The 23,046-nt window shown below is 60.4% G+C and carries 19 protein-coding genes; 11 read left to right on the forward strand and 8 right to left on the reverse strand.

Features of this window, described 5'->3' with window-relative positions; all coding sequences use genetic code 11:
• Window positions 1-76: 76 nt before the first annotated feature.
• Genes tssK through AABB31_RS15405 form a run of 6 tightly spaced genes read left to right on the forward strand, consistent with a single transcriptional unit; the run spans window position 77 to window position 10,082 of the window.
• Window positions 77-1,408, forward strand: a complete 1,332-nt coding sequence (tssK, locus tag AABB31_RS15380; RefSeq protein ID WP_342077308.1) for a type VI secretion system baseplate subunit TssK — start codon at window positions 77-79, stop codon at window positions 1,406-1,408.
• Window positions 1,408-3,039: a type IVB secretion system protein IcmH/DotU gene (gene icmH / locus AABB31_RS15385; protein WP_342077307.1), complete on the forward strand. Its 1,632-nt coding sequence runs from the start codon at window positions 1,408-1,410 to the stop codon at window positions 3,037-3,039. Before tssK ends, icmH begins: the two co-directional genes overlap by 1 nt.
• A 44-nt stretch (window positions 3,040-3,083) precedes the next feature.
• Complete coding sequence (tssM, locus tag AABB31_RS15390) at window positions 3,084-6,638, forward strand: type VI secretion system membrane subunit TssM (RefSeq protein WP_342077306.1); 3,555 nt, start codon at window positions 3,084-3,086, stop codon at window positions 6,636-6,638.
• A gap of 3 nt (window positions 6,639-6,641) precedes the next feature.
• Window positions 6,642-7,328: a type VI secretion system-associated protein TagF gene (tagF, locus tag AABB31_RS15395; RefSeq protein WP_342077305.1), complete on the forward strand. Its 687-nt coding sequence runs from the start codon at window positions 6,642-6,644 to the stop codon at window positions 7,326-7,328.
• Entirely contained in the window at window positions 7,325-8,119 is a 795-nt protein-coding gene (locus AABB31_RS15400) for a PP2C family serine/threonine-protein phosphatase (protein ID WP_373634941.1), read from the forward strand. The genes tagF and AABB31_RS15400 overlap by 4 nt, the downstream gene beginning before the upstream one ends.
• Window positions 8,112-10,082, forward strand: a complete 1,971-nt coding sequence (locus tag AABB31_RS15405) for a serine/threonine-protein kinase (protein ID WP_373634942.1) — start codon at window positions 8,112-8,114, stop codon at window positions 10,080-10,082. Before AABB31_RS15400 ends, AABB31_RS15405 begins: the two co-directional genes overlap by 8 nt.
• Window positions 10,083-10,084: 2 nt before the next feature.
• Here the strand turns inward: AABB31_RS15405 and AABB31_RS15410 are convergent, their stop codons facing one another.
• The 6 genes from AABB31_RS15410 to AABB31_RS15435 form a co-directional block, all read right to left on the reverse strand.
• Window positions 10,085-11,356 (reverse strand): hypothetical protein, encoded by a 1,272-nt coding sequence (locus AABB31_RS15410; RefSeq protein ID WP_342077303.1) that lies wholly within the window; start codon window positions 11,354-11,356, stop codon window positions 10,085-10,087.
• On the reverse strand, window positions 11,353-11,757 hold the full coding sequence (locus AABB31_RS15415) for an ExbD/TolR family protein (RefSeq protein ID WP_373634943.1): 405 nt from the start codon (window positions 11,755-11,757) through the stop codon (window positions 11,353-11,355). The genes AABB31_RS15410 and AABB31_RS15415 overlap by 4 nt, the downstream gene beginning before the upstream one ends.
• Window positions 11,754-12,230: an ExbD/TolR family protein gene (locus AABB31_RS15420; protein ID WP_373634944.1), complete on the reverse strand. Its 477-nt coding sequence runs from the start codon at window positions 12,228-12,230 to the stop codon at window positions 11,754-11,756. Before AABB31_RS15420 ends, AABB31_RS15415 begins: the two co-directional genes overlap by 4 nt.
• Window positions 12,230-12,868, reverse strand: coding sequence for a MotA/TolQ/ExbB proton channel family protein (locus AABB31_RS15425; RefSeq protein WP_342077300.1), 639 nt, complete (start codon window positions 12,866-12,868; stop codon window positions 12,230-12,232). Before AABB31_RS15425 ends, AABB31_RS15420 begins: the two co-directional genes overlap by 1 nt.
• A gap of 40 nt (window positions 12,869-12,908) precedes the next feature.
• On the reverse strand, window positions 12,909-13,355 hold the full coding sequence (locus AABB31_RS15430; protein ID WP_342077299.1) for a hypothetical protein: 447 nt from the start codon (window positions 13,353-13,355) through the stop codon (window positions 12,909-12,911).
• Between the two features lie 105 nt (window positions 13,356-13,460).
• Window positions 13,461-13,712, reverse strand: a complete 252-nt coding sequence (locus AABB31_RS15435; RefSeq protein ID WP_342077298.1) for a hypothetical protein — start codon at window positions 13,710-13,712, stop codon at window positions 13,461-13,463.
• 202 nt (window positions 13,713-13,914) lie between these two features.
• On the opposite strand from AABB31_RS15435, the gene AABB31_RS15440 reads away from it, so the two are divergent.
• The 5 genes from AABB31_RS15440 (at window position 13,915) to AABB31_RS15460 (ending at window position 19,461) form a co-directional block, all read left to right on the forward strand.
• The gene (locus tag AABB31_RS15440) at window positions 13,915-14,334 is read left to right on the forward strand and encodes a DUF1036 domain-containing protein (RefSeq protein WP_373634947.1); all 420 of its coding nucleotides are present in this window, start codon (window positions 13,915-13,917) and stop codon (window positions 14,332-14,334) included.
• A 63-nt stretch (window positions 14,335-14,397) separates the two neighbouring features.
• Complete coding sequence (locus AABB31_RS15445; RefSeq protein ID WP_373634948.1) at window positions 14,398-15,984, forward strand: caspase family protein; 1,587 nt, start codon at window positions 14,398-14,400, stop codon at window positions 15,982-15,984.
• Window positions 15,985-15,986: 2 nt separating this feature from the next.
• A complete protein-coding gene (locus tag AABB31_RS15450; RefSeq protein WP_373634949.1) occupies window positions 15,987-18,320 on the forward strand; it encodes a peptidoglycan DD-metalloendopeptidase family protein in 2,334 nt (777 codons plus the stop codon).
• Complete coding sequence (locus AABB31_RS15455; protein WP_342077292.1) at window positions 18,313-18,468, forward strand: hypothetical protein; 156 nt, start codon at window positions 18,313-18,315, stop codon at window positions 18,466-18,468. Before AABB31_RS15450 ends, AABB31_RS15455 begins: the two co-directional genes overlap by 8 nt.
• A gap of 120 nt (window positions 18,469-18,588) precedes the next feature.
• Window positions 18,589-19,461 carry a LysR substrate-binding domain-containing protein gene (locus tag AABB31_RS15460; RefSeq protein ID WP_342077291.1) on the forward strand — a complete coding sequence of 291 codons (873 nt, stop codon included), beginning with the start codon at window positions 18,589-18,591 and terminating at the stop codon, window positions 19,459-19,461.
• Window positions 19,462-19,463: 2 nt separating this feature from the next.
• Here the strand turns inward: AABB31_RS15460 and AABB31_RS15465 are convergent, their stop codons facing one another.
• Window positions 19,464-20,246 carry a hypothetical protein gene (locus tag AABB31_RS15465; protein WP_342077290.1) on the reverse strand — a complete coding sequence of 261 codons (783 nt, stop codon included), beginning with the start codon at window positions 20,244-20,246 and terminating at the stop codon, window positions 19,464-19,466.
• Between the two features lie 26 nt (window positions 20,247-20,272).
• Window positions 20,273-23,008, reverse strand: a complete 2,736-nt coding sequence (gene tssH / locus AABB31_RS15470) for a type VI secretion system ATPase TssH (protein WP_342077289.1) — start codon at window positions 23,006-23,008, stop codon at window positions 20,273-20,275.
• Window positions 23,009-23,046: the final 38 nt, after the last annotated feature.

Genomic DNA, 23,046 nt, shown 5'->3' on the forward strand with positions numbered 1-23,046 from the left:
CCCAGCCGGGTCAAGGTTTCACACTCTGACCGCCGGGGGCCACCTTCGGTTGCATTTTTGAATTGATTGGAACGACATGTCTTGGTTTAGCAAAGTTGCGTGGAAAGAGGGCCTGTTCCTGCAACCGCAACACCTGCAGCAGAGCGATCGCTACCTCGAAAAACTGCTGCAAAGCCGGACTGACGTCATCACCCCCTATCCATGGGGCCTGTCAGAGCTGACCATTGACCGGGATATGGCCCAGCAAGGGCGCATTGGCCTGCGCAGCGTTGTTGGCATAATGCCGGACGGCACCCCGTTTGATGCTCCAAATGCTGGTGTGCTGCCCGAACCTGTGGATGTGGGCGATGATGCGAAGGGGCTTTATGTCTGGCTGACATTGCCGGACCTTAGCCAGAATGGGCGTGATGTGGGCCTTGGCCCCGACGCGGCCACGACCCGCTATATTCTGTCCTCGGACACCGTGGCCGATAATGCGGCTGGATCCCGGGTTGAACATCAGATTGAAACGGCCATCCCCCGGTTGGAACTTGATATCCGCAAGTCGACCAAGCCGGGGTATCAATGCCTGCGTATCGCCCGGATCAACGAGATCCGCGATGGGGTGATCTCGCTGGATGACACGGTGCCGCCGCCTGCGCTGGTACTGGCCGTGCATCCGGTGATCGAAGGATACCTTAGCCGGGTGATCGGCTGGATCGAGGCAAAGCTGGGCAGCCTTGCGCGGTTCGCCTCTGACCCGTCATCAGGCGGCGGGATGCAGGCGACGGATTACCTGATGCTGATGACCCTGAACCGGGAAATCGGGCAGTTGCGGCATCTGTCCCATGGCCGGGCTGTGCACCCTGAACGGCTATATGAAAAGCTTGTGGGATTTGCCGGTGAGTTGGCCACTTTCGACAATGGCGAACGGATGGCCCGCACGTACAAGCCTTATGATCACGGCGACCTGAAAGAAACCTTCACCCCGGTGGTGCAGGATATTCAGCGCCTGCTGAGCCGCGATGTGGGTCGCGCGGTGCGCCTCAACCTGAACCAGGTCCGTCAGAATTCATTCCTTGCCGAGGTGCAGGATCGCAACCTCTTCCGCGACGCGACTTTTGTGGTCGAGGTCGAGACCGGCAAGCCGCTGACGCAGGTACAGCAGCAATTCCCGGAATTGTGTAAGGTGGGGCCAAACACCCGCATGTCCGAGATTGTGAACAACAACCTGCCGGGCATTTCCTTGATGCATTTGCCGAACCCGCCACGGCAGATCCGGGTGGTGTCCAGCAATGTCTATTTCCTGCTGGATAAGAAGACCCCGCTTTGGCAGGAATTCTCGATGGCCCCGGCAATCGGGATGCACTTTGCAGGCGACTGGCCTGAACTCAAGCTGGAGCTTTGGGCGATACCGGAGAAAGCGTGATGTCCGACGACGACGACAAGACGGTTTTTGGCGGCCCCTTGCCCGGTGCCAAGCCCACGCCGCCGGCTGGCAATGACAAGACAGTGATCGGCGGCGCCTTGCCGCCGGGTGGGCAGCCCGCGCCACCCATTGGGCGGCCTGCAACGCCACCGCCCGCGCCGGGCGGCAACACCTGGCTTGGCGGCAATGTGCCTGCCCCGGGTGGCAATATGGGCCGCCCCGCCGCCCCGACTGATGGCTTCTTTCCCGAGATACCGCAGGAGACGCCGCAGCAGGCAGCGCCGCTGCAAACGCCCCGGATTTCCCTTGAGGAAGCACTGCGCGCCAAGGGGTTGGGCCAAGGGGGGCCAAGCAACCCACTACTGGCGGCCGCCGCCAATCTGCTGATCCTGTTTGGGCGGTTGCGCACCGGTATGGTCGAAATGCAGGCCCAGCCCTTGATGGAACATGTCACGCGCGAGCTGAATAGCTTTGAACAAAACGCCGTCAGCGCAGGCGCCGACCCGCACGAGGCGCAGGTCGCGAAATACGCGCTTTGCGGGACGGCGGATGATATCGTACAGAACCTGCCCGGTGCCGATAAAGGCGTCTGGATACAATATTCCATGGTCGCGCGCTTCTTTCAGCGCAGGGATTCCGGGGTGGGGTTCTTTCAAGAGGCTGAAAAAGCCATGCAGGCCCCGGCCCAGCGGTTTGATCTGCTGGAACTGATGCTGGTCTGCATGTCCCTTGGTTTTGAGGGGCAGTACCGGACGGCGCCCAATGGCGCGGTTGAGTTGGCCCGGGTCCGGTCCGCAATTTACGAAACACTGCGCCGGGTCAAGCCGCGCCCGGATGACGATATCTCGGTCAAGTGGGCGGGCGTGCCGATGACCGGGCGTCGGAAATTTGGCGGTTTGCCATTGTGGATCTATGGCGGGATTGCTGCAGCCCTTGTGGTGGGGACTTTTGCGACCCTGTCGACGCTGATCAACCGCGATGGCAATACGGTGGCGACAGAACTGACCGAGATGCATCCAAACGTGACCCAAATCTCGCTCGTGCGGAATTTTGACATCAACCCGTTTGTGCCCCCAGCCGGGGATGAAAGCCAGCTGGAACGCATCACCGATGCCTTGTCGGATCAGATCGCCGAAGGCGCGGTTGAGGTCGGCACAAAGGGCGATTTCATCTTTATCCGGGTTGGAAATGCGCTCTTGTTCAACTCTGGCAGCGTCGACGTCAAACCGGAATTTCAGGCCGTTGCCGGACCGATCCTGAATGTGCTGAACGCCGAACGCGGCCCGGTTCGTGTGGTTGGGTTTACCGACAGCATTCCGCTATCCGGGCGGGGTCGCTTTCGCACCAATCAAGAGCTGTCGGTGGCGCGGGCAGAGGGCGTCGCGGCTATTCTGCGCGATGGCCTCAGTGCACCGTCTTGTGACGCCGAGACGGTCAGTGTGGTCACCGATAATGGCGACAGCGTAGCCGTGCCGTTGAACAGCGACGCCCCCGGCTGTGGGTCGGCCGCCGAACGGCTAAGCGTCGAGGGTCTGGGTGAGGCGGACCCCATTGGCGATAATGCAACGGCTGAAGGCCGTGCGCTGAACCGCCGGGTTGAAATCCTTCTGGCGCGCGAGGGCACATTTTGAATATTTTCCGTATTCTTTGGCGGTTTTTCCGTTGGCGGCCCTGGATGCGTGTTCCGCTGATGATGATCGGCATTCTGGGTCTGATCGCGGCGATCTGGATTGGCCTGCCCATGATCCCGCTTGCGGTGACGGCGACTGTCTGGCTGCGGGCCACATTGATCGGTGTAACTGTCGGGCTGATTGTGCTGTTTCAAATCCTCGGCTGGCGCAAGCGCCGGGCCGCCGCAAAAGAGATCGAAGAAGCGCTGACCCCGGATGTGCCAACCGGTGACGGTGCCGTCCTGTCTGAACGGATGAATGATGCGCTGGCCACATTGAAAAAGTCAGGCGGCGCGTCCTACCTTTATGATCTGCCATGGTATGTCATTATTGGCCCGCCAGGGGCAGGCAAGACGACGGCCCTGCGCAATTCCGGGATCGAATTTCCATTGTCCAACGCCGAAGATGCCGGCGTTGTCTCGGGCTTTGGCGGGACGCGCTATTGCGACTGGTGGTTTGCCGAGGACGCGATCCTGATCGACACGGCTGGCCGGTATACGACGCAAGACAGCGACAAGGAGGCTGACGAAAGCAGTTGGCAGGCCTTCCTTGATCTGCTCAAGAAATCCCGCCCCAACCAACCGATCAACGGTGTCATTCTGGCCTTCTCGGTTGAGGATATGATGAATGCCTCATCTGATGATCTGGCCCGGCATTCCCAGATCGTGCGCGACCGGCTGGCCGAGGTGCATGACAAACTGCGCATTGATTTCCCGGTCTATATTCTGTTCACCAAATGCGATCTGATTTCCGGTTTCCGCGAATATTTCAGTAGTTTCAGCCTGAACCGGCGCAAGGCCGTCTGGGGCGTGACCTTTCAGACCAAAGACCGCAAGGCCCAAACCCACGAACAGGTTCCGGCGGAATTTGACGCGCTGGTTTCACGCCTGTCGGACGAAATCATCGACAGGCTCAACGAAGAACCCGATGGCATCAGCAGGGTGGCGATTTTCGGACTGCCCGGGCAGATGGCCCTGCTGCGGGACAATGTCACCGACTTTCTGCGCCGCGTTTTCGAACCTACCCGCTATCAGACAAGCGCGATCCTGCGGGGCTTTTATTTCACCTCGGGCACGCAAGAGGGCACGCCGATTGATCAGGTCCTGGGTGCCATGTCGCGGAATGATCAGGCCCCGGGGGCCTTTGCGCCCTCGTTCATGTCCGGGCAGGGCAAAAGTTTCTTTCTGCATGATGTGCTGCGCCGGGTCATTTTCGCCGAACGGGACTGGGTCGGGCATGACGCCCGCGCGGTGCGGCGCAACAGTCTTTTCCGGGGGTTGACCCTGGCCGCCCTTGGGTTGGTGACCGTCGGATTGTTAAGCGCATTTGGCTTTAGTTACTGGCAGAACAAGCAGCTGGTGGATGATGCCAGCGCGCAAGCCCAGACATATGCAATTGATGCGCAACGCGAGATCGCGCGTGCCGAGATTGATGACTGGGATCCGCTGCCTGTCCTGCCGTATCTGGAACGGATGCGCAACATGCCCGCGGGCTATGGTGCTGCGGCGAATGACACGGTCTGGAACGGATTTGGCCTGCGTCAATCCGGGCGGATCAAGGTGTCGGCGCGGCGATCCTATGCCGATGCGCTGGAACAGATGTTGCGCCCGCGACTGATCCTGGATGTGGAAAGGCGCCTGCCGGAATTGCGCACGCAGGACGACCCGGCGCAGATCTATCGCGCGCTCAAGGTCTACATGCTGTTGGCCGGACAGGGGCCGCGCCCTGACGACGCGGCGATCAAAAGCTGGTTTGACGAGATTTGGCGCGAAGCTTACTTTAACACCGGCAATTATGACGCCTACGACCAGTTGAACACGCATCTTGATGCCATGCTGGATCTGGACGACACCCGCGATATTGCCGTGCCGATTGACGACAGCGCAATCACGCTGGCCCGCAGTGCGATCGTGCAGATGTCGCTGGCCGATCAAGCCTATGCGATCATCAAGGACAAGGCGGCCCTGTCATCGCTTGAAGACTGGACATTGACCGACCCCGCAGCACCCGAAGTGCCTGTGGTCTTTTCCACCAATGACGGGACCGATCTGGACGATGTCAGGGTGCCGGCGCTTTACACATTTGACGGCTATTGGTTCCTGTTCATGGAAGAGCTGATCAATGTCCGCGAGGTGCTGGAAGCCGATAAATGGGTGCTGGGCGATCAGGCCAATGCGGTCAACTTTGATGCCCAGCTCGCCGGGCTGAACCAGGCCCTGCAACGTCAATATGCCCGCGATTTCGAAGCGGCCTGGCAGGCGATGCTGGATCGGCTGCAGCTGAACAACATGTCCGCCGACAAGCCGCAATATGACATCCTTGCGACGGCCGCTTCCAGCTTTGCCTCGCCCATCGTTCGGCTGGCCAACGAGATTAATCGCGAGACCAAGCTGACCACATTCCTTGACGAACTGGCAGAAATTGATCCGACCGAACTTGCCAGCGGCGATTTCGGCGAGAACGTGGGCAATCAGCTGTTCCGCCGGTTCAAGCAATCCTCGGGCGGTCTGCAGCGGATCCTGCTAGAGGCCGCGTCAGGGTCCAAAAACCAGAACCAGGTGAATGGCTCGAACGGTGACGGCCCCCGCCGCGAAGCAGAAAGGATCGAGGATCGTTTTGTGCTCTGGCATTTGTTGGTCGATGGTCCGGACGGTCAGCGCCCCATTGATATCGTGATATCGGATCTGTCCGCGATCCGTGAAAACCGCAGACTTGCCGCACAGGCCAACCCGGTGCAGGCCAATGCGCTGTTGCCTCAGCTGTTAAGCAACCTGACCGCCAATAATTCGCGTCTGCCGCCGAAACTGGTGGATTTCATCAATGATGCGGAACGGGATTTCCGCAGTCAGGCCACTGATGCCAGCGTCGCAGAAATGAACCAGGCGCTGAGCAATCAGATCACATTTGCCTGTCGCGAAGGGATTGAGGGGTATTTTCCTTTCACCAATTCGTCGGCCCATGTGCCGATGGCCGAATTTGGCCGGTTCTTCGGTGTTGGCGGCGACATGGACAAGTATTTTAACGAATATCTGGCCGCACACGTCGTCCGGACCGCCGATGGGCTTGCTGTTGATCCCAACAGCCCGCTGGCGGATCGTTTGTCGGAAAATATGCTGCGTCAGTTTGACAGGGCGCAACGGATCCAGCGCGCCTTTTTTGGTAATGGCGGCGCGCAGCCCGAAATCCAGATCAGTCTGACGCTGGTTGGGGCGCATAGCACGATTGAACAGGTCCTGCTGGGCATCAATGGCACTGTGACCATCATGGAGCCGGGCGGCGGATCGCAGACGGTCACATGGCCCGGGGCTGGATCATCCACCACGCTTGACGCCAAGCCGCGCGAAGTTGGCGTCGATGCCCGCCAGTGGCGCAATGGGCAGTGGACGATTGTCCGTTTCATCGCCGAGGCAAGTTCCCGTCAGGCGCTGGGTAATGGCGTCCGCCTGACCCATCAGCTGGGCCAGCGGTTCATCCAGTTCGATATGGAGTTTTCGACCGCCGACAATCCTTTTGCGATGCCAGAGCTGCGCAATTTCTCCTGCCCGCAAAGCGTGGACTGATCCATGTCGGAAGCGCCCGCAGTGCATATCGGATTTTATGGCAAGCATCCCGGCTATGGCGATTTCGTCTCGGCGGGTCTGTCCAAAGGCCTCGCCGACAGGCTGGAATATTGGTTGAACCTGATCTTGCCAGACTTGCGCGATGGTGTCGCGGACGCGTGGGAAGCCCACTATGATGCGGCCCCCGATATGCGCATCTGGATTGGTCCGGCGCTGACCCCGGATGGGACCGGTTTCTGCGGCACCATGACCGCCAATCGCGACAAGGTGGGGCGGCGTTTTCCGTTGCTTAGCGGGATGGAAGGGGCGGATATCGCGCCCCCGTCTGTTGACCCCGATCAATCCCATTACGAAGCAATCGAGGCCTTCTGGAAAGACTATCATCGCGATGGCGAGGACGCCAAGGGCATGGCCGCATTGCTGGCGCAGGCCATGGATGCCGGCCTGAACGCTGCCACCCCTTTGCCTGCAACGGATTTCTGGGCCGCGCGTCCGGATGGTGATGTCAAGCGGCTGTGGCAGGATGTGGCTACGGCGGATCAGGCACGCGCGCAGGCCAGCCGCACTTATCTGTGGCGGGCGGGGCCGGATGGGTCGGCCTTGTATGTGACGGATGGATTGCCCGGTGCGGCGGTTTTTGCATGGATGATGGGTGCGGAATACACGCCACCACAGGGGGCCGTGGCGTGATTGTACAGACCGAATATTTCCAGCTTGAAACGGGGGCTGCAACCGATACCGGGCGCGTCCGCGATCATAACGAAGACAGCTTTCTGCCACGCCCCGAATTCGGCGTCTGGGTCGTCGCTGATGGCATGGGGGGCCATGATGCGGGTGATGTTGCAAGCCAGACCATTGTCAGCGAACTCGCCTCTGTCGGCTACGCCATTTCCATCGAGGATCTACAAGTCCGCTTTATGGAGCGGCTGGGCCGCGCGCATGAGCGTATTCTGCAGCATTCCGCGTCCCTTGGCGGGGTCACGGTAGGTGCAACCCTGGTGGCTTTGCTGACATTTGATGATCACTATCGCTGTATCTGGTCGGGCGATAGCCGCATCTACCGGATGCGCGACGGCGTTCTTGTGCAGCAAACGGCGGATCACACCGAAGTCCGCGAATTGCTTGAGGCCGGGCTGATCTCGGCTGAAGAGGCCGAGAATTGGCCGCGCAAGAACGTGATCACGCGCGCAATTGGGGTCAGCCCGCAACCCAATTGCGATGTCGTTGGCGCAGAGCTGCAGCAGGGCGATATGTTTCTTTTGTGCTCTGACGGTCTGACCGAACATAACAGTGATGCGGATTTGGCGCAGGCGCTTGGCTCTGGCATGGACGTGCAGCAGATTTGCGATGGGCTGATTGCGCAAACCCTTGATCGCGGGGCAAAAGATAACGTAACTGCGGTGGTGCTGCGTTGTGCGGCACCATTGCCTGTTGAACCGGTCGAAGACGTTTACGAGGAAGGGGGCGGATACGATGTCTGATGAACATTCCAACCCTCCATCCGATGATGACAAAACCCAGATCGCAGCACCCGGCGGTGCGGTTCCGGCACAACCGGAACCGGCCCTGACGGCAGCGCCAAAACCTGTGACCAAGGCGCCGACCGCTGATCCGACCGCACCGGTGCCGATAGGGACGCTGATCAACAACAACTACGAAATCAAGCAGTTGATCAATGCGGGCGGCATGGGCGAAGTCTTTCGCGGGGAAAATGTCTTTACCGGCGATTCCGTGGCGATCAAGATCGTGCTGCAGGCCTTGGCCCATGACGAAAAGGTCGCCGCCCTGTTCATGCGCGAGGCCAAGGTACTTTGCCAGCTCTCGCATCAGGCGATTGTGCGCTACTACAACTTCGTGCGCGATGCGGATCTTGATCGCTTTTGCCTGATCATGGAGTTTATCGAAGGCGTTGCGCTATCCGATCACATCCGTGATGTCGCCCCGCTGACCCTTGGGCAGGCGACGGGCTTGATGCGCCGGGTTGCTGCGGGCCTCGACCGCGCCCACCAGATGGATGTGATCCACCGCGATCTGTCGCCCGACAATGTCATGCTGCGCGATGGGCTTGTCGAAAATGCGGTGTTGATTGATTTTGGCATCGCCAAATCGGCCGAGATGGCCGAAAGCACGTTGCACGGCCAATTGGCGGGCAAGTTCAAATATATTTCGCCCGAGCAGCTGGGCCATTTCGGAGGCGAGATCGGCCCGCGTACCGATATTTACGGGCTGGGTCTGATGATGGCTGCGGCCTTGCGCGGAACCCCCCTTGATATGGGCAGTTCGGTGGTGGAGGCGGTCAATGCCCGCCGCGAAATTCCAGACCTGTCTGATATTGGTCCGGCGCTGCGCCCCCTTCTGGCCCATATGCTTGAACCTGATCCGGCGCATCGTCCGGCGCGGATGTCGGACGTCATCGCGTTGCTGGATAATCCGCGCACGATCCCATCAAAATACGGCCAGGCTGCCCCGGTAGCAGGGGTTGGCGGCGCGTCTGCCGCTGCCGTGCCGGGTTTACGCCAGCCGCCGGGTCGCAATGCCGCCCCACCGTCGTTTGGTGTTGCAGCAACCCCCGCCGATGCAGACTCTGCCAGCCCTTTTGGAAACGCCCCGGCCCCGACCACCACCCCACCAAGCCCGGTCAGTGATGGCAAGCAAGGTGGTGGCCTTTTACGGTGGCTGCTGGTTTTGCTGATCTTTGGCGGGATCGGCGGCTTTTTTGCCTGGCAGCAAGGCTATCTGGATGACTTCGCCGGACCGGTCGCAGGTCCTGATAACGGGAATGGTACCGTAACGCCCCCTGTTGCTGGCGGGCTGGATCCGTCTACCCGCGAGGGGTATCTGGCAGGTTGGTCAACCGGCGCATGCAGTTTTGCCACCCGGATCAAGGCCGGCCCCAATAGCGGGACTATCGCGGCCTTCTCATCGGACGCAACGGCGTTTGACGGGCTCGCAGAAGCCTATGACGAGGAATTCGGCGCCCGTCCAACCGTCTTGGAACGGCCCGTTGCCGGTGCCCAATGCCCGGCCTTGGCCCTGGCAAACAAAATGCGCACGGCACAGGCCGCCCCGCCGGTCTTGACGCTGGATACCGATATCATGGAAAGCGGCGGCGCCATTGTGGGCAGGTTAAGTGACCGACGTGGCCGCCCTGTCTGGCTGGCCTGGGTGTCCAATCAGGGTGGCGTCTACAATCTGACGGATCGTTTGCTGGAACAGGCAGATGGCAGTGCCACCTTCACCTTTGGACTGACGGCTGAGGATGATGCCGATCCGACCCCGCAATTGTTGATCGCTGTTGTTACGGACACGCCGCTGATTGCGGCAGCGGCTGCATCTGACGGGACTTTGGCCGCGTCACTCATGCCGCTGATCGAGGCAGAGATCGCCGGCCGTGACGATGATCGGGCCGGTGTGGCCGTGATCGGCTTTTCCCTTAGCCCATAAGGCTATTGCACGTTGAACGGCACGATCACGATGGGCGTTTCCGGCCCCAGTTCAGCGCGGAGTGCTGCAAAATAGTCCTCGGCCAATTGCCCGTTCTGGGCATCAAGGGTTGCTGGCCGGCTTGCGGTGGCCAAGGCGATCAGCGCTTGGCTGGTGTCGCGTGCGTTGCCATCCCGGCGCATGGGAACATCAAACCGGGCCTCGCTGCCGGTGAAGGACAGATAGTTTCCGATATCCTGCACGACCCCGTTATCATCAACCAATAGCAGCGAGATGTAGCGCCCCGCCGTGTTCCCCACCGTCCCGGTCAGATTGGTTTCCGCATCAATCACGGCTTGATCCAGACTGATCGACAGCCGGAATGCGGGATAGGATGTTGTCGCACGAATGAAATTCAGCGCCGGGCATTGCCGCCCATCCATCAGGATGCTGCGCTGATCGGGCTGCGGTGTCAGATCGGTCAGAACAGCCTCTGCAAAGACGCGCATGCCCGCCTCGTCAGAGCCGATCATCACCAGTTCCGGCACGCCACCGGCACCTTGTTGCGGGATCGCCAACAGGCAGGCATCTGTCAGACGTGCCCTGATACGGGTGACCAATTCGCTGACCGCGCCCCCGGCCGTTGGCCCCTCGGGGGTCGGGGCGGCTTGCGTTTCGGAGCGTGGCGGCGGAGCCGGGATGCTTTCGACAGGCGAAAGCGAGGATGTTTCGGTCACCGCCGGGGCAGCCGTGACAGGCCGGGCGGCCAATCGTGTGCCATCCTGCGGTCTAGGTGCGGCAACCGACGCGATGGGGGCCACGGGAATGGCCGTTCCTTCCTGCGGTCGCAAAGGGCTGGCTGGTTGCGGAACAAGCGCTGTTTGCGTGTCGACGGGGGCAAGCAGTTCCGGCACGGTTTCAGGCGATTGCGCGATTTGCGGTTCCGGCAGTGGCTCGGGCGCCTCGACCGGGGGCTCCGGTTCGGGTTCCGGCTCTGGCTCTGGCTCCGGAGCGGGGGCAGGTTCGGGAGCAGCCTCTGGTTCTGGCTCTGCCACGGGTTCGGGAGTGTCCGCGATCGGCGCGTTGCTGAGGTCTTCTGGCGCTGGGGCAATGTCGCTATCGAGCAGGATAGAGGTGACGATGATCTCCGGTTCGGCGGGCGGGTCATTGTCGAACAGGTTGATGCCGTCCAGAAGGTCAAACAGGAACAGCGCAGCACCAAAATGCACCACTGCGGATGCGCCAAATGCTTCGGCCCAATGCAGGCTGCGGCCTTTCTTTTCGCCAAAAATCATGGCTGCACCGTCCGGCGAAGCGTGACAAGCTTGATTTCCGCCTGCGACAGGTCGGGCCGGTTGATGATCTCAAGCAGGCTGGTCGCCGGTGCATCGCGCCCGATCAGCACATGCAGTATCAATGGGGTTTCCAGATTGCTCAGGGCCGCACCCAGCAGGTCAGGGGCCACATCCTGCCCGTCCAGCTGCCAGCTGCCGCTGTCGCGCACCACCAGAATAGGCGAAGGAAGCTGATCAAGCGGCAGTTCAGTGGTCTCCGAGATGTCGACGCCCTGGCTGGGCGGGTTCAGCAACTGTCCGGTTGCCAGAAAGAAGAAGATCAGCAGCAGCACGATGTTCACAATGGCAAGCGATACATCCAGCCCGATAGCCTTTTTGCGTTGTGGCAGGGACCGGATCATGCGCCACCCTGCCGGGCAAGCTGGACCGATGTCACCCCGGCGGCGGTCAGGGCCTCAAGCACCGATGTCAGGTCCTGCACCTGTGCTGCATCCTCCATCACCAGAATAATTTCGGCCAAGGGGTTCTGCCCAATGGCCGCCGCCAGCGTGGGCAGTTGTTCCATGGGAAAAACTGCGCCATTCGCGGTGATCTCGCCCTGTGCGATATACCATAGCTGGGCGTTTTCACCGGGGATAATCGGTTCATCCGTCGGGGGGGCTGCGGTCGGGTCGCTGGTGGTGTTCCCGGCCTCGGGGCCGCTTTGCACGACCAGTAGCGAATAAGGGGTCAGGCTGGATGTCAGCATGAAAAAAATCAAAAGCTGGAACATCGCATCCGCCAGCGGGGTCAGCGCAAATTTATAGCGTGCCGATGATCGTGGTTGCATCACCGGATGGGCATGTGCGGAATATGCCTGCGCGGTCTGGGACATCAGCCTGACTTGGCGTCGACGCGGCCATTGATTGCCGCAGAAATCAGCGCCTCAATCGACTGGCGTTCGCCTTCGATCCGGCCTTCCAGCCAGGTGGCCACAAAAAACGTGATCAGCGCAATCGCAAGACCTGCTGCCGTCGTTGTCAGCGCGGTCCAGATACCGCTGGCCAACAGGGCGGGGTCAACCGCACCATCCGTGCTGGCCAGGGTACTAAACGCGTCGATCATCCCGATCACGGTTCCAAGCAGCCCAAGCATTGGCGCGGCCTGCACAACCGTTTCCAGCAGGCGCATGCGGCTGGTCATCGCCGAAAGTTCGACAATTGCGGTTTGCCGCCCCAGTTCTTCGGCAAAGCTTTGATCTTCGGGGCGGGCCTGCAATCCTGAAAACACCGCCTGCAGGACACGCGCCAGCACCGATTTACGGGCCGAGGCATCGCGCATCGCCTTGTCGGCCTGCCCGCCAAGCCAGTCATTCAGGATGTTTTCGGCTGTGTTTGTCTTTCCCACACCCATCCGGGCGAATTGGAATATCTTGAAGAAGGCCACCGTCACTGCCAGCACGGACATGACAGCCAGCGCCGCAAAAACAATGATGGTTGGTGTATTCAATGCGGCAATATCTGGCGCGTTCATGATTTACCCTTTGCAGGAACTGAATGGGAAACGAGGCAGATCAGATGCCAAACTGGATCGCACCACGCGATGCGGTTTCCAGGCCGGTCAGGCAGAAATCACCAACCCCGCCATCCGCAAGCGCGCATTCAGCCACCTCGTTGACTGTAATCCGCGAGATATCCGCGCAACCGCGGCCAGCCAGATCAAACTGGACCACCTTCGTTTTGCCCGCGATCAGATTGCCGAATTCCAGCACCAACAGATCGGTAACGCCCCCATCAGCATCAAAAACCGCAACCTGATACGAGATCGCCTCGATCGCCAGTCCGGTCTGATTGGCGGCCACATAGGTCAGCCTGCAACCGCCCTGTTCGGTGTCAGCGGCGTTGTTAAGCTCAAGCGAGAAACGTGGCGTCTGCGTGTCTTGTGCCATGGCGGGCATGGCAATCATGGCGCCGCCGAACAGAGCAGCCGTGAACCCTGAAATAACATTTTTGAATAGCATGTGATCCCTCAATCCAAATGTCATGCGCAGGCCCGTTATGCGGCACACACGCAGAAGATGATACAAGGGATTGGGCCGTATCAGCCCGGTGCTGTCAACCGGCGTTTAGCGAAACACCCCGATTGACCACGTGTTCTGGATTTGGCGGACCGGCGCGCTTGCCGTCTCGGCCTCTGTCAATACCGGGGTCGTGCCCAGATCGACGACGCGCAGCGGCGGTGCGACGGGTGCCGGGCGTGATTCGTCAGCCATTTCAAGCGGCAGAACGCCTGCCTGGACATCGCCGAAGGTTTCAAAAGAAAACGACCCGCTGGGTGCGGCGTCAAAACCTTGTGCGACAGATAGGCCCGGTGCCATTCCGGCAACGCAAACAACCAAAAAACCTGCAAATCTTGTCTTCAAAGGATGTGCCATTTTCGACAATCCTCCCTTTTTTGGTGCGCCCCTACCGCCATAGCTTATCAGACGGGCGGCCCAAACGCATTACTTTTCCTGCATTCTGGTAAGCAGAGTGTATTCATAACCCCAAAAATTGTCGCTATCGTGGGGTGTGCGATCATTGATTTCATATCTGCGGTTATTGGGGGCAGGCTGGGCTTTGGCCGGGTCTATCGCCTTTCCAACAATGGTTCAGGCTGAATTTGCCGTTTGCAATCAGTCATTTGATGTCGCCAATGTCGCGGTGGGCCAATACGAGGAAAACGCGTTTGTCACGCGTGGATGGTGGACAATTGGCCCGAACCAATGCGCGAATGTCATTCGCGAGGCGTTGCAGGCGCGCTACATCTACGTTTTTGCAAAGGACGTTTTTGGCAATGAAATCCTGCAAGGGGCCACGCCGATGTGCATCGGCCCCGAGCGCTTTGTCATTCAGGGTGAGACATCCTGCCTGTTGCGTGGCTATCTGGATGCGAACTACCTTGAGATTGACACGCTTCAAACGGAAAGATGGACGCTGTTTTTAACCCCTCAGCCGTAGCGTTAGGCGCGGTGATCCGCTACGCTATACAGGTTGAGTGCCCTATTCTGGACCAAGATGCCAATGCCAAGCCTGATGCATCTGAAAACGACGATTGCCGCCATTGGCGCGGTCTGCGCGATTGCGGCCGAGGCAGAGCAGGCACTGATTATCTCGAATTTCAATTACGCCGATACCGCGCCTTTTGGTGACGTCCGTGCGCAGTCGCTGAAGTTGTCAGAGACCTTGTTTGGTTTGGGTTACACCGTGAACCGGCTGGAAAATCCCAGTGCAGCTGAAATCAGCACCGCCACCGGGGCGCTGGCAAATGCCGAAGACCCCGTCGTCATCTACTATGCAGGCCGCACGGTGGTCAGGGATGATGCAACATATCTGGTCGCCGCCGATGGACAGGATGAGGTCGCCCTAGCTGATTTGTTCCCGGCGCCCGCATCACGCCCGGCCACGTTGGTGTTTCTGGATGTCTGCACCACGCCCGCTGCCCCCGAACCTGTCAACGACGCTGTGGTAGAGGAAACGCCCGAAATCACGCCGATCCCAGCGGCAGCCGCCCTTGCACCTCTGCCGCCCAGCACCAACCTTTTTGTTGCGGCGTCCGTCGCGGCAGGCGCCCCATGTGCCGAAGCCCCTGCATTGTCCGAGGTGATGCTGGAACGGCTGTTGGTACCCGGTCTGGGGTTGGACAGCTTTTTTGCCGATACCGGCGTCACGGTGACATCGACCCTGTCGACGCCGTTCCTGTTTCGCAACGTTGACACCGGCATGCGCCTGACGGCCGAGGATTACCGAATGCTCGACAGCTTGTCGCCCGAGGCGCAGGCGCAAATGCTTGCACTTTGGCGCGAAGCAGGCATTGCAGTGGATCAGGCCGATGCGAACCCCACATCCGCGCCGGCGAGGCGTGTGAATACCGAAACGGTTGTGCTCTCATCACCGATCCGCCCGGTCACAAGCGGCGCGACCCTGACACCCGTCCGCCCCAGCGCGACGCGGGTCAGCGGGGGGGTGTCACTAGCACCGCGCAGTGCGACCCTGCAAACGCCGGTCAGCACGTCCCGGCCTGTGCCGGGCGCGGGCGGCCTGCCCCGGCCATCCATTATCGTGGGCGAAATTGCCCCAACCGAGGCCAGCTTTGGCACCGCGACCGAACCAACTGGTCCGATTGAAGGGTCGTTTGTCGAATATTCGGATGTCGAGGGTCGCCGGGCCCTACGGGACGATGACCCTGAATTTTTTGCCACGCTGGTGGCCTCTGGCGCCTTTGATCCCCCGGAGGAAGAGCTGGTGATCGCCTTGCAGACCGAACTTGCGCGGATGAACTGCTACACTGCCGGGATTGACGGTGACTGGGGGCCGGGATCACGTGCTGCCGCAGGGCGCTATTTTCAAGAGCTTGGCACCGGATCACCTTCGCAGGACCCTGACGTGTCCATCTTTCGGCAGATCATGTTGCGCGATGACGTAACATGTCCTGTGGTTCGGGCCGCACCGGCGCCCGCGCCGCGCGCCACAAGCACACCACGCCGGAGCACACCGGCACCCGCTGCCCCGCGTCAGGCTGCGCCCGCACCCGCCCCGGCGCCAGCACCCGCCCCCACGGCGCCTTCCCGGACGATCAACCGGAATGTCGGCACAGGTGTGTTCCGTTAAGGATGCAGGTCGATCCGCAATTCCGCAAATCTCAGGCCGCCGCGCGCAAACGCAAGGCGCAGCGACAGTTGCGCATTGCGGCAATTGGGGGTGGGGCGGCGTTAAGTGTTGGTCTTGTTGTCGGGCTGTTCTTCTGGATCACTTCGGGTCCCTCAGGTGACGAGGGGCTGCCTGAATGGGTCACGGACGTGAGCGATCAGATTGTACAGGTGGAACCGGGCACCGCACCAGCCGTGCGATTGGCGACCCCGTTTGTTGATATCGCGGGGGATCCGATGATCTTGCGGTTTGAAACGGCGGACGGGTCAGCGATCAGATCGCTTCCGGGGCCAAATACGCTTGATACCGTCCGTTTTGGCAGCCCTGCGGCCGCCCGGCTTGCGCTCGTGGTAGAAGATCTTGTCGTTCAGGAAAGCCGGCTGATCACCGCGCTGCCATCCAGCCGCGAGGATTTTGCGTTTTTTCAGGCCAAGCGCAGCCAGACGCAGCAGATCGAAACCGATATCTCTGCACTGGTTGCCCTTCCGCCCGAGGACCCCGACGCGCCCGCGGGCGAAGAGGTGATTGTCGGTGATGATGACAATAGCTGGGGCGAAACGGTCGGCGATAGCGAGGCGGGCTTACCCAGCACCTATCGGGCCACACGCATTCAAAACACAACATCGGTTGCATTTGTCCGGCCCGAGGCGGCCCGTGTAGAGGTCTCGCGCGACCTGGTCGTTCGTTTCGAGCGGCCAAGATCCCTTGTGAACTTTCTCAAGGACAACGGTTTCACTGAAAAGGACGCGGGGCTTGTAAACGCGGCCGCATCGGCAGAACTGCCCGCGATGGCGGCGGTTCTGACAGATGACAGGTTGCCTGCGGGAACAATCGTGGCGGTCAGACATCGCAAGATCGACGGCGCGCGCACCCCGTTGCAAATCGCGATCTATGGACCCGATGGCTATGTTGGTACATTGGCCCGGCGGGGGGTGAACGGGTATATGCTCGCCACCAATCCATGGTTCGAGGATGATCTGCCCAAGCTCGCCTCGCCGAACCAGGGCAATGCCCCGGCGCAGGCGCAGGACTACCGGCTGCTGGATGCTGTTTACAGCGCGGCGATCCGCAACGGGGTTCCGATTACCCTGGTGGGCGAGCTGATCGTGATGATGTCGCAAGCCTATGATCTAGAGGCCGTGGCCGCCCCGGGTGATCAGGTTACGTTGCTTTATGCCCCAAATGCGGGCGATGGAGCGGCGCAGATTGCCTTTGTGGGGATCAGCGGACCATCGGGTGACATGCCCTGTTATGTCGCCGCAAAAACAGGCGCGGGGCCCGAGGAATTCAGCTGCTTTACACCCAATGGGCAGCGCGGCGGCGCAAATGGGGGTGCCTTTGTGACGCCGGTGAGTGGCACGTTGTCCTCACCCTATGGTCCCCGGTTTCATCCGATCCTGAAAGAGGTTCGCCTGCATGGGGGTGTTGACTGGGCTGCGCCGACAGGCACCCCAATCCTTGCAGCCCGCGATGGCACATTTGCTGTTGTCGGCAATGGCGGCGGTTACGGGAATGTCGTTTATATTGACCATGCGGATAACCTGCAGTCCCGATACGCCCATATGGACCGGTTTGCGCCCAGCGCGGTTGTCGGAAAATCCGTCAGGGCGGGTGAGGTGATTGGCTATGTCGGTACAACGGGTCGCAGTACCGGCCCACATCTGCATTTCGAGTTCCGGCGCAATGGACGGCCGATTGATCCGTTCTCGCTGGGTGCGGCGGGCAGCGGTCTGGCTGCTTCTGACGCGGTCGAGGGGCTGACCGATCAGATCATTCGGGTGGAAAGTGCGGGAAATGCCAATGCGAAAAACCCGCTATCGACGGCCACGGGTCTTGGCCAATTCATCGAAAGCACATGGTTGCGGATGATGCGCGATTATCGCCCCGATCTGGCCCGCACCATGAAGCGGGCAGAGCTGCTGGCGCTGCGCACGGACCCGACCCTGTCGCGCGAGATGGTGCAGAACCTGGCCCGCGAGAACGAGAATTACCTGCGCGCCAGAGGGCATCGTGTTGACGCAGGCCGTCTTTATCTTGCGCATTTTCTGGGGCCGGCAGGTGCGAATACGGTTCTGTCGGCACAGGATAATCAAACCATCCTGTCGGTCATGGGGGCCGCTGTTGTGCGGGCCAACCCGTTTTTGCGGGATTATACGGTTGCCGATCTCAAGGCTTGGGCGCAGCGCAAGATGCGCGGGGCCGGATCGGGCAGCAGCACACCGCCGCGTCCGACCCTGACCGCCGAAATGCGCGCCTATATCGAAACCATAGACGCCTTGCTTGACCAAGATGCCTGATCAGACATCACCAAAGACCCGCATCACGTTGCGCCCGATAACGCCATTCGGCGGCATCCCGATCTGCCTGGGCACTGCTGCGTGGTCGCTTGTGATCGACCCAATGATCTGGGGCTTCCCATCTGTTTCGCGGTTTGTGGCGCAATAACGCGTCGGCAATAGATGTAAGCATGGCTTTTCCTTTCTATGCGATGGCACCCGTAGAATATGTTTGGCACATGCGGAACGCGACTCTATAAGATTTTGAATATGATAGTTGAGCTAATATATGGATTGGCGTGATATCCCGTCGCTTTCTGCCTTGCGCGCGTTTGAGGCAGCTGGGCGTCATGGTACATTCAGTGCCGCTGCACGTGAGTTGAATGTCACGCATGCGGCGATTGCGCAGCATGTTCGGGGATTAGAGGCGCATCTGGGTGCGTCCCTGCTGGTGCGCGAGGGGCGCGGCGTGCGATTGACAGATGCCGGTCGCCGCCTTGCAGGATCATTGAGTGAAGGGTTCGCCCGGATCGCCGCAGCTGTGCGCGACGTACGTGATGATGTGGCAGGTCGCCCGCTCGCCATTACCGTCACACCCAGCTTTGCGGAAAACTGGTTGATGCCCCGGCTTGGCGGGTTCTGGGCGGCCCATCCCGAGGTGCAGATTTCAATCTCGCCCAATACAGCCGTCGTGGATTTGCGGCGGGACGGGTTTGCGCTTGGGATCAGATATGGGCGCGGCGACTGGCCGGGCCTCGAGGCTGAGCAGCTGATCGAAACGGATTATACGATCGTGGCGGCGCCGTCATTGCTGGCGGGGCGGGATCCCAAGGGCATGGCGGATCTACAGGACCTGCCCTGGATATTCGAAACCCTCCATCAAGAGGCGCAGGCATGGGTTACCGCGCTTGGTCTTGATCTGGAATGCTGCGGTCCAAAGCATGTCGCAACGCTTGGGATGCTGTTGCCCGCCGTGCGGGCAGGCGCCGGCCTGTCAGTGGTCGCCAGCGCCCTGATCGCCGATGATATTGCGCGCGGCACATTGATACCCCTGTGGCAGGAACGGCGCGAGGCGATGGGCTACTACATCGTGCGCCCGTCGGGCGCCTTGACGCCCACCGCGCAATTATTTCGCAAATGGCTGTTGGCGCAGGCCGCCTAGGCCTATTCGCGGGTCTTGCCGTAGATCCCGAATGGCGCGATGCCCTCTGCCTCGCGCGATGCCCGGGCGACGGTCAGGTTCTGGCTCATCCATGTCCAACTGGCCTGACTTCCCTGCTGGTCCTGCGCGACCGTGACATTGGTAAAGTCGTGGATGTTGGCCGCAGGTTGTCCCATCAGCACGATGGCGGCTGCCTTGGTGCTATTGTCCATTTCCTCGATCTTGCCGGATTTGCCGTTTTCTTTCCACGGGCAGCCGCCGACCCCGCCATGGGTGCAGTAAAAGTGCTTTTCGGTATAGGCGACTGATGCGGCATGTTTGCGCCCGCAATTGCCAAAGGACTCGCGTGATCCGGCCTTGGGATCCCGCAACGCGTGATAGCAGGCCGCGACATTCTTGGGGATTGTATCGGTGAACAATAGCGGTGACCGGTCCACAGCATCAAAAAGCAGCATGGCGTGAACCGGGATATCCGCCTTGTCCAGATGATAGGCAAGCGCGATGACAGCTGCACCACCACGGCTGTAGCCCGACAGGAAAATGCGGTTCGGCTTGGCGGGGTTGGCGTTCTTTTGGGCTTGTTCCCACTGTTCCTTGACCCAGGACAGGCCTTTCCACATCCGGTCGGCGGTTTCGGTTCCGGCCAGCGATGGGCCACGGATATATCCGGCCGCAGGGGTGTGCCAGTTCTTCCATAGCGTCCGTACATGGCTAGAGCTGAAGTCCGTCGCGTAGGTGTTGTTGTCGTCCGGCCCGGTGCCGTCGACCCCGTAAAAGATGTCCATGTGGTAAGGTCCTGTTGGTGAGTGTTTTAGGCGAATGCGTAGTCGATGGCCCCGTCTTTCATGACGATGGTGACCTCTTTCATCTCTTCGCCGGACACCATCCGGCTGAGCACCTGACGGGATAAATCAGGCAAGATGGAATTGGTAATAATGTTGTCGATCATCCGGCCCCCGCTATCGGGGTCGCGGCATTGTTCAACAATATGATCCAGCACGTCGTCGCCATAGACCATATTGGCGCCATGCGCCTCTTTCAGGCGTTTCGCGACAGAGCCCAGCTTTAGCCTGGTGATGCCCCCCAGCACCTCTTTGCCCAAGGGGAAATAGGGGATCGTCACGATCCGGCCCATCAAGGCGGGTGGGAAGACTTCAAGCAGCGGGGCTTTCATCGCCGCACTCAATTCATCCAGATCGGGGATGATTTCGCCATTATTGCCCATCTCCATGATCACATCGGTGCCCACGTTGGACGTCAGCAAGATCAGGCAGTTCTTGAAATTGATCGGCCGCCCATTGCCGTCTTCCATGATGCCTTTATCAAAGACCTGAAAGAACAGCTCGTGGATGTCGGGGTGGGCTTTTTCCACCTCGTCCAGCAGCACAACGGAATAGGGTTTGCGCCGCACCGCTTCGGTCAGCCGCCCGCCTTCGCCATAACCCACATAGCCCGGAGGCGCCCCTTTCAACAGCGAAACGCTGTGCGCTTCCTGAAATTCGGACATGTTGATGGTGATGATGTTCTGTTCGCCGCCATACAGGCTTTCGGCCAGCGCCAGCGCTGTTTCCGTCTTACCCACACCCGACGGCCCGGCGAGCATGAACACACCAATGGGCTTGTTGGGGTTGGACAGGCCCGCACGGCTGGTTTCGATCCGTTTGGCGATCATTTTCAGCCCGTGATCCTGCCCGATGACCCGTTCGGCCAGATGGTCGGACAGGTTCAGGATCTGTTCCAGTTCGTCCACGACCATGCGGCCCGCAGGAATCCCTGTCCAATCCGAGATAACAGAGGCGACAGCCTGCTCATCGACATGGGCATAGACCATCCGGTCATCCGCGTCGGTGGCGTCCAGTTTGGCCATGAGGGCAAGCATATCGCCGCGGATGGTGTCGGGATCGCGTGGAGCTTCGTCAGAGGTGCCTTCTTCTGCGGCGTCCGCGCCTTCGGGATCGCGCGCGTCACCGATATCGCCTGGCTCTGGTGCTTCGTCGCTGCCGGTTTCGGCCTTGGCCAATTCGGCGCGCAAGGCCAGGATGTCATCCACGACCTTCTTCTCAGCCTCGAATTTCGCCTCGAAGCTGGTCAGTTCCTCGCGGGTTTTGCCCAGATCCTCTTCGGCTTCGGCCAGCCGTTCCTCGTTTTCCTCGCCCAGATCGCGCTGGGCGGTCTTGCTGGCGATTTCGGTTTCCAGCGAGGCGATTTTTGCATGCAGATCGCCGATGCGCGCAGGCACAGAGGCCTGGCTGACGGCCACGCGGGCGCAGGCGGTATCCAGCAGTGACACGGCCTTGTCCGGCAGTTGCCGCGCCGGGATATAGCGCGCCGACAGGCTGACAGCGGCCACAATCGCCTCGTCCGAGATGCGCACATTGTGATGCGCTTCCATCGGACCAAGGATGCCGCGCAGCATATAACAGCAGCGCTCGGTGTCGGGTTCATCGACATTGACAGGCTGAAAGCGTCGGGTCAGCGCCGGGTCTTTTTCGAAATAAGTCCGGTATTCGGCGAATGTGGTGGCCCCGATGGTGCGCAACGTGCCGCGCGCCAGCGCCGGTTTCAGCAGGTTTGCTGCATCGCCCGTGCCCTGCGCACCGCCCGCACCGATCAGCGTGTGGGCTTCGTCAATGAACAGGATGATCGGGGTGGGAGAGGCCTGTACCTCGTCAATCAGGGATTTCAGGCGCTGCTCGAACTCGCCCTTCATCGAGGCCCCGGCCTGCATCGCCTGAATATCCAGCATATGCAGACGGGTGCCTTGTAGTTTCGGCGGCACCTCGCCGGCAGCAAGGCATTGTGCAAAACCTTCGACGACAGCGGTTTTGCCCACCCCGGCCTCGCCCGTCAGGATCGGGTTGTTCTGGCGGCGGCGCAGCAGAATGTCGATGATCTGCCGGATTTCGTCATCGCGACCAACAACACGGTCCATCTTGCCGCTTTCGGCATCGGCGGTCATATCGACGCTGAACCGTGCCAACGCGGTCGAGGCGCTGGATGTAGGTGTGCCATCGGCAGCCTCGGCACCGCCCGCCTGCAGGCCAGAGCCGTCCATCGGCCGCATGTCTTCTTCGTCGCTGTCTTTCCACAGCGACCGGGATTCCTTGCCAAGCCGGTCGGCAGACACCTCACCGAGTACGGCAGAGGCGCGGGTGATTTCACGGTGCAGGTTCTTGTCGTTCAACATGGCCAGCAGCACGTGGCCTGACCTGATCTGCACTTCCGAGAAAAACAGGGTCGCGTAGGTCCAGGCGTGGTTCAGGGTGTCGGACAACCCTTCGGAAATACCGGGCGTTTCGGTGACGTTCTTGTCCAGCTTGTCAATTGCGGCGATCAGGTCCTTGAGGACGCGGCCGCGATCCAGCCCCAGGTCCCGCAGCGTGCAGGACACGTCCGAATTCTGGTCGGACACCACATGAAACAGGAAATGCGCCGTTCCCACATTGCGGTTCTTTTCCGACCGGGCCTGCCGCATTGCTTTGAGAAAGGCATCATAGCCAAGGCGGTTCATCTTGCCGGCGTATTTTTCGATGTTGATCTCGGCCATTTGGCATCCCCTTCTTGAATAGTTTTGGTCGTAATAGT

The organism is Yoonia sp. SS1-5 (assembly GCF_038443705.2).
Lineage (GTDB): Bacteria > Pseudomonadota > Alphaproteobacteria > Rhodobacterales > Rhodobacteraceae > Yoonia > Yoonia rhodophyticola.

Bases quoted from the DNA above. Each gene is read 5' to 3' on its own strand.
- AABB31_RS15435 (WP_342077298.1), bottom strand. From the start codon at position 13,712: ATGGCACCGGGCCTATCTGTCGCACAAGGTTTTGACGCCGCACCCAGC.
- AABB31_RS15420 (WP_373634944.1), bottom strand. From the start codon at position 12,230: ATGTCCCAGACCGCGCAGGCATATTCCGCACATGCCCATCCGGTGATG.
- AABB31_RS15425 (WP_342077300.1), bottom strand. From the start codon at position 12,868: ATGAACGCGCCAGATATTGCCGCATTGAATACACCAACCATCATTGTT.
- AABB31_RS15430 (WP_342077299.1), bottom strand. From the start codon at position 13,355: ATGCTATTCAAAAATGTTATTTCAGGGTTCACGGCTGCTCTGTTCGGC.
- tssK (WP_342077308.1), top strand. From the start codon at position 77: ATGTCTTGGTTTAGCAAAGTTGCGTGGAAAGAGGGCCTGTTCCTGCAA.
- AABB31_RS15450 (WP_373634949.1), top strand. From the start codon at position 15,987: ATGCAGGTCGATCCGCAATTCCGCAAATCTCAGGCCGCCGCGCGCAAA.
- AABB31_RS15460 (WP_342077291.1), top strand. From the start codon at position 18,589: ATGGATTGGCGTGATATCCCGTCGCTTTCTGCCTTGCGCGCGTTTGAG.
- AABB31_RS15455 (WP_342077292.1), top strand. From the start codon at position 18,313: ATGCCTGATCAGACATCACCAAAGACCCGCATCACGTTGCGCCCGATA.
- AABB31_RS15405 (WP_373634942.1), top strand. From the start codon at position 8,112: ATGTCTGATGAACATTCCAACCCTCCATCCGATGATGACAAAACCCAG.
- AABB31_RS15445 (WP_373634948.1), top strand. From the start codon at position 14,398: ATGCCAAGCCTGATGCATCTGAAAACGACGATTGCCGCCATTGGCGCG.
- AABB31_RS15415 (WP_373634943.1), bottom strand. From the start codon at position 11,757: ATGATCCGGTCCCTGCCACAACGCAAAAAGGCTATCGGGCTGGATGTA.
- icmH (WP_342077307.1), top strand. From the start codon at position 1,408: ATGTCCGACGACGACGACAAGACGGTTTTTGGCGGCCCCTTGCCCGGT.
- tssM (WP_342077306.1), top strand. From the start codon at position 3,084: ATGCGTGTTCCGCTGATGATGATCGGCATTCTGGGTCTGATCGCGGCG.
- AABB31_RS15410 (WP_342077303.1), bottom strand. From the start codon at position 11,356: ATGATTTTTGGCGAAAAGAAAGGCCGCAGCCTGCATTGGGCCGAAGCA.
- AABB31_RS15465 (WP_342077290.1), bottom strand. From the start codon at position 20,246: ATGGACATCTTTTACGGGGTCGACGGCACCGGGCCGGACGACAACAAC.
- tssH (WP_342077289.1), bottom strand. From the start codon at position 23,008: ATGGCCGAGATCAACATCGAAAAATACGCCGGCAAGATGAACCGCCTT.
- tagF (WP_342077305.1), top strand. From the start codon at position 6,642: ATGTCGGAAGCGCCCGCAGTGCATATCGGATTTTATGGCAAGCATCCC.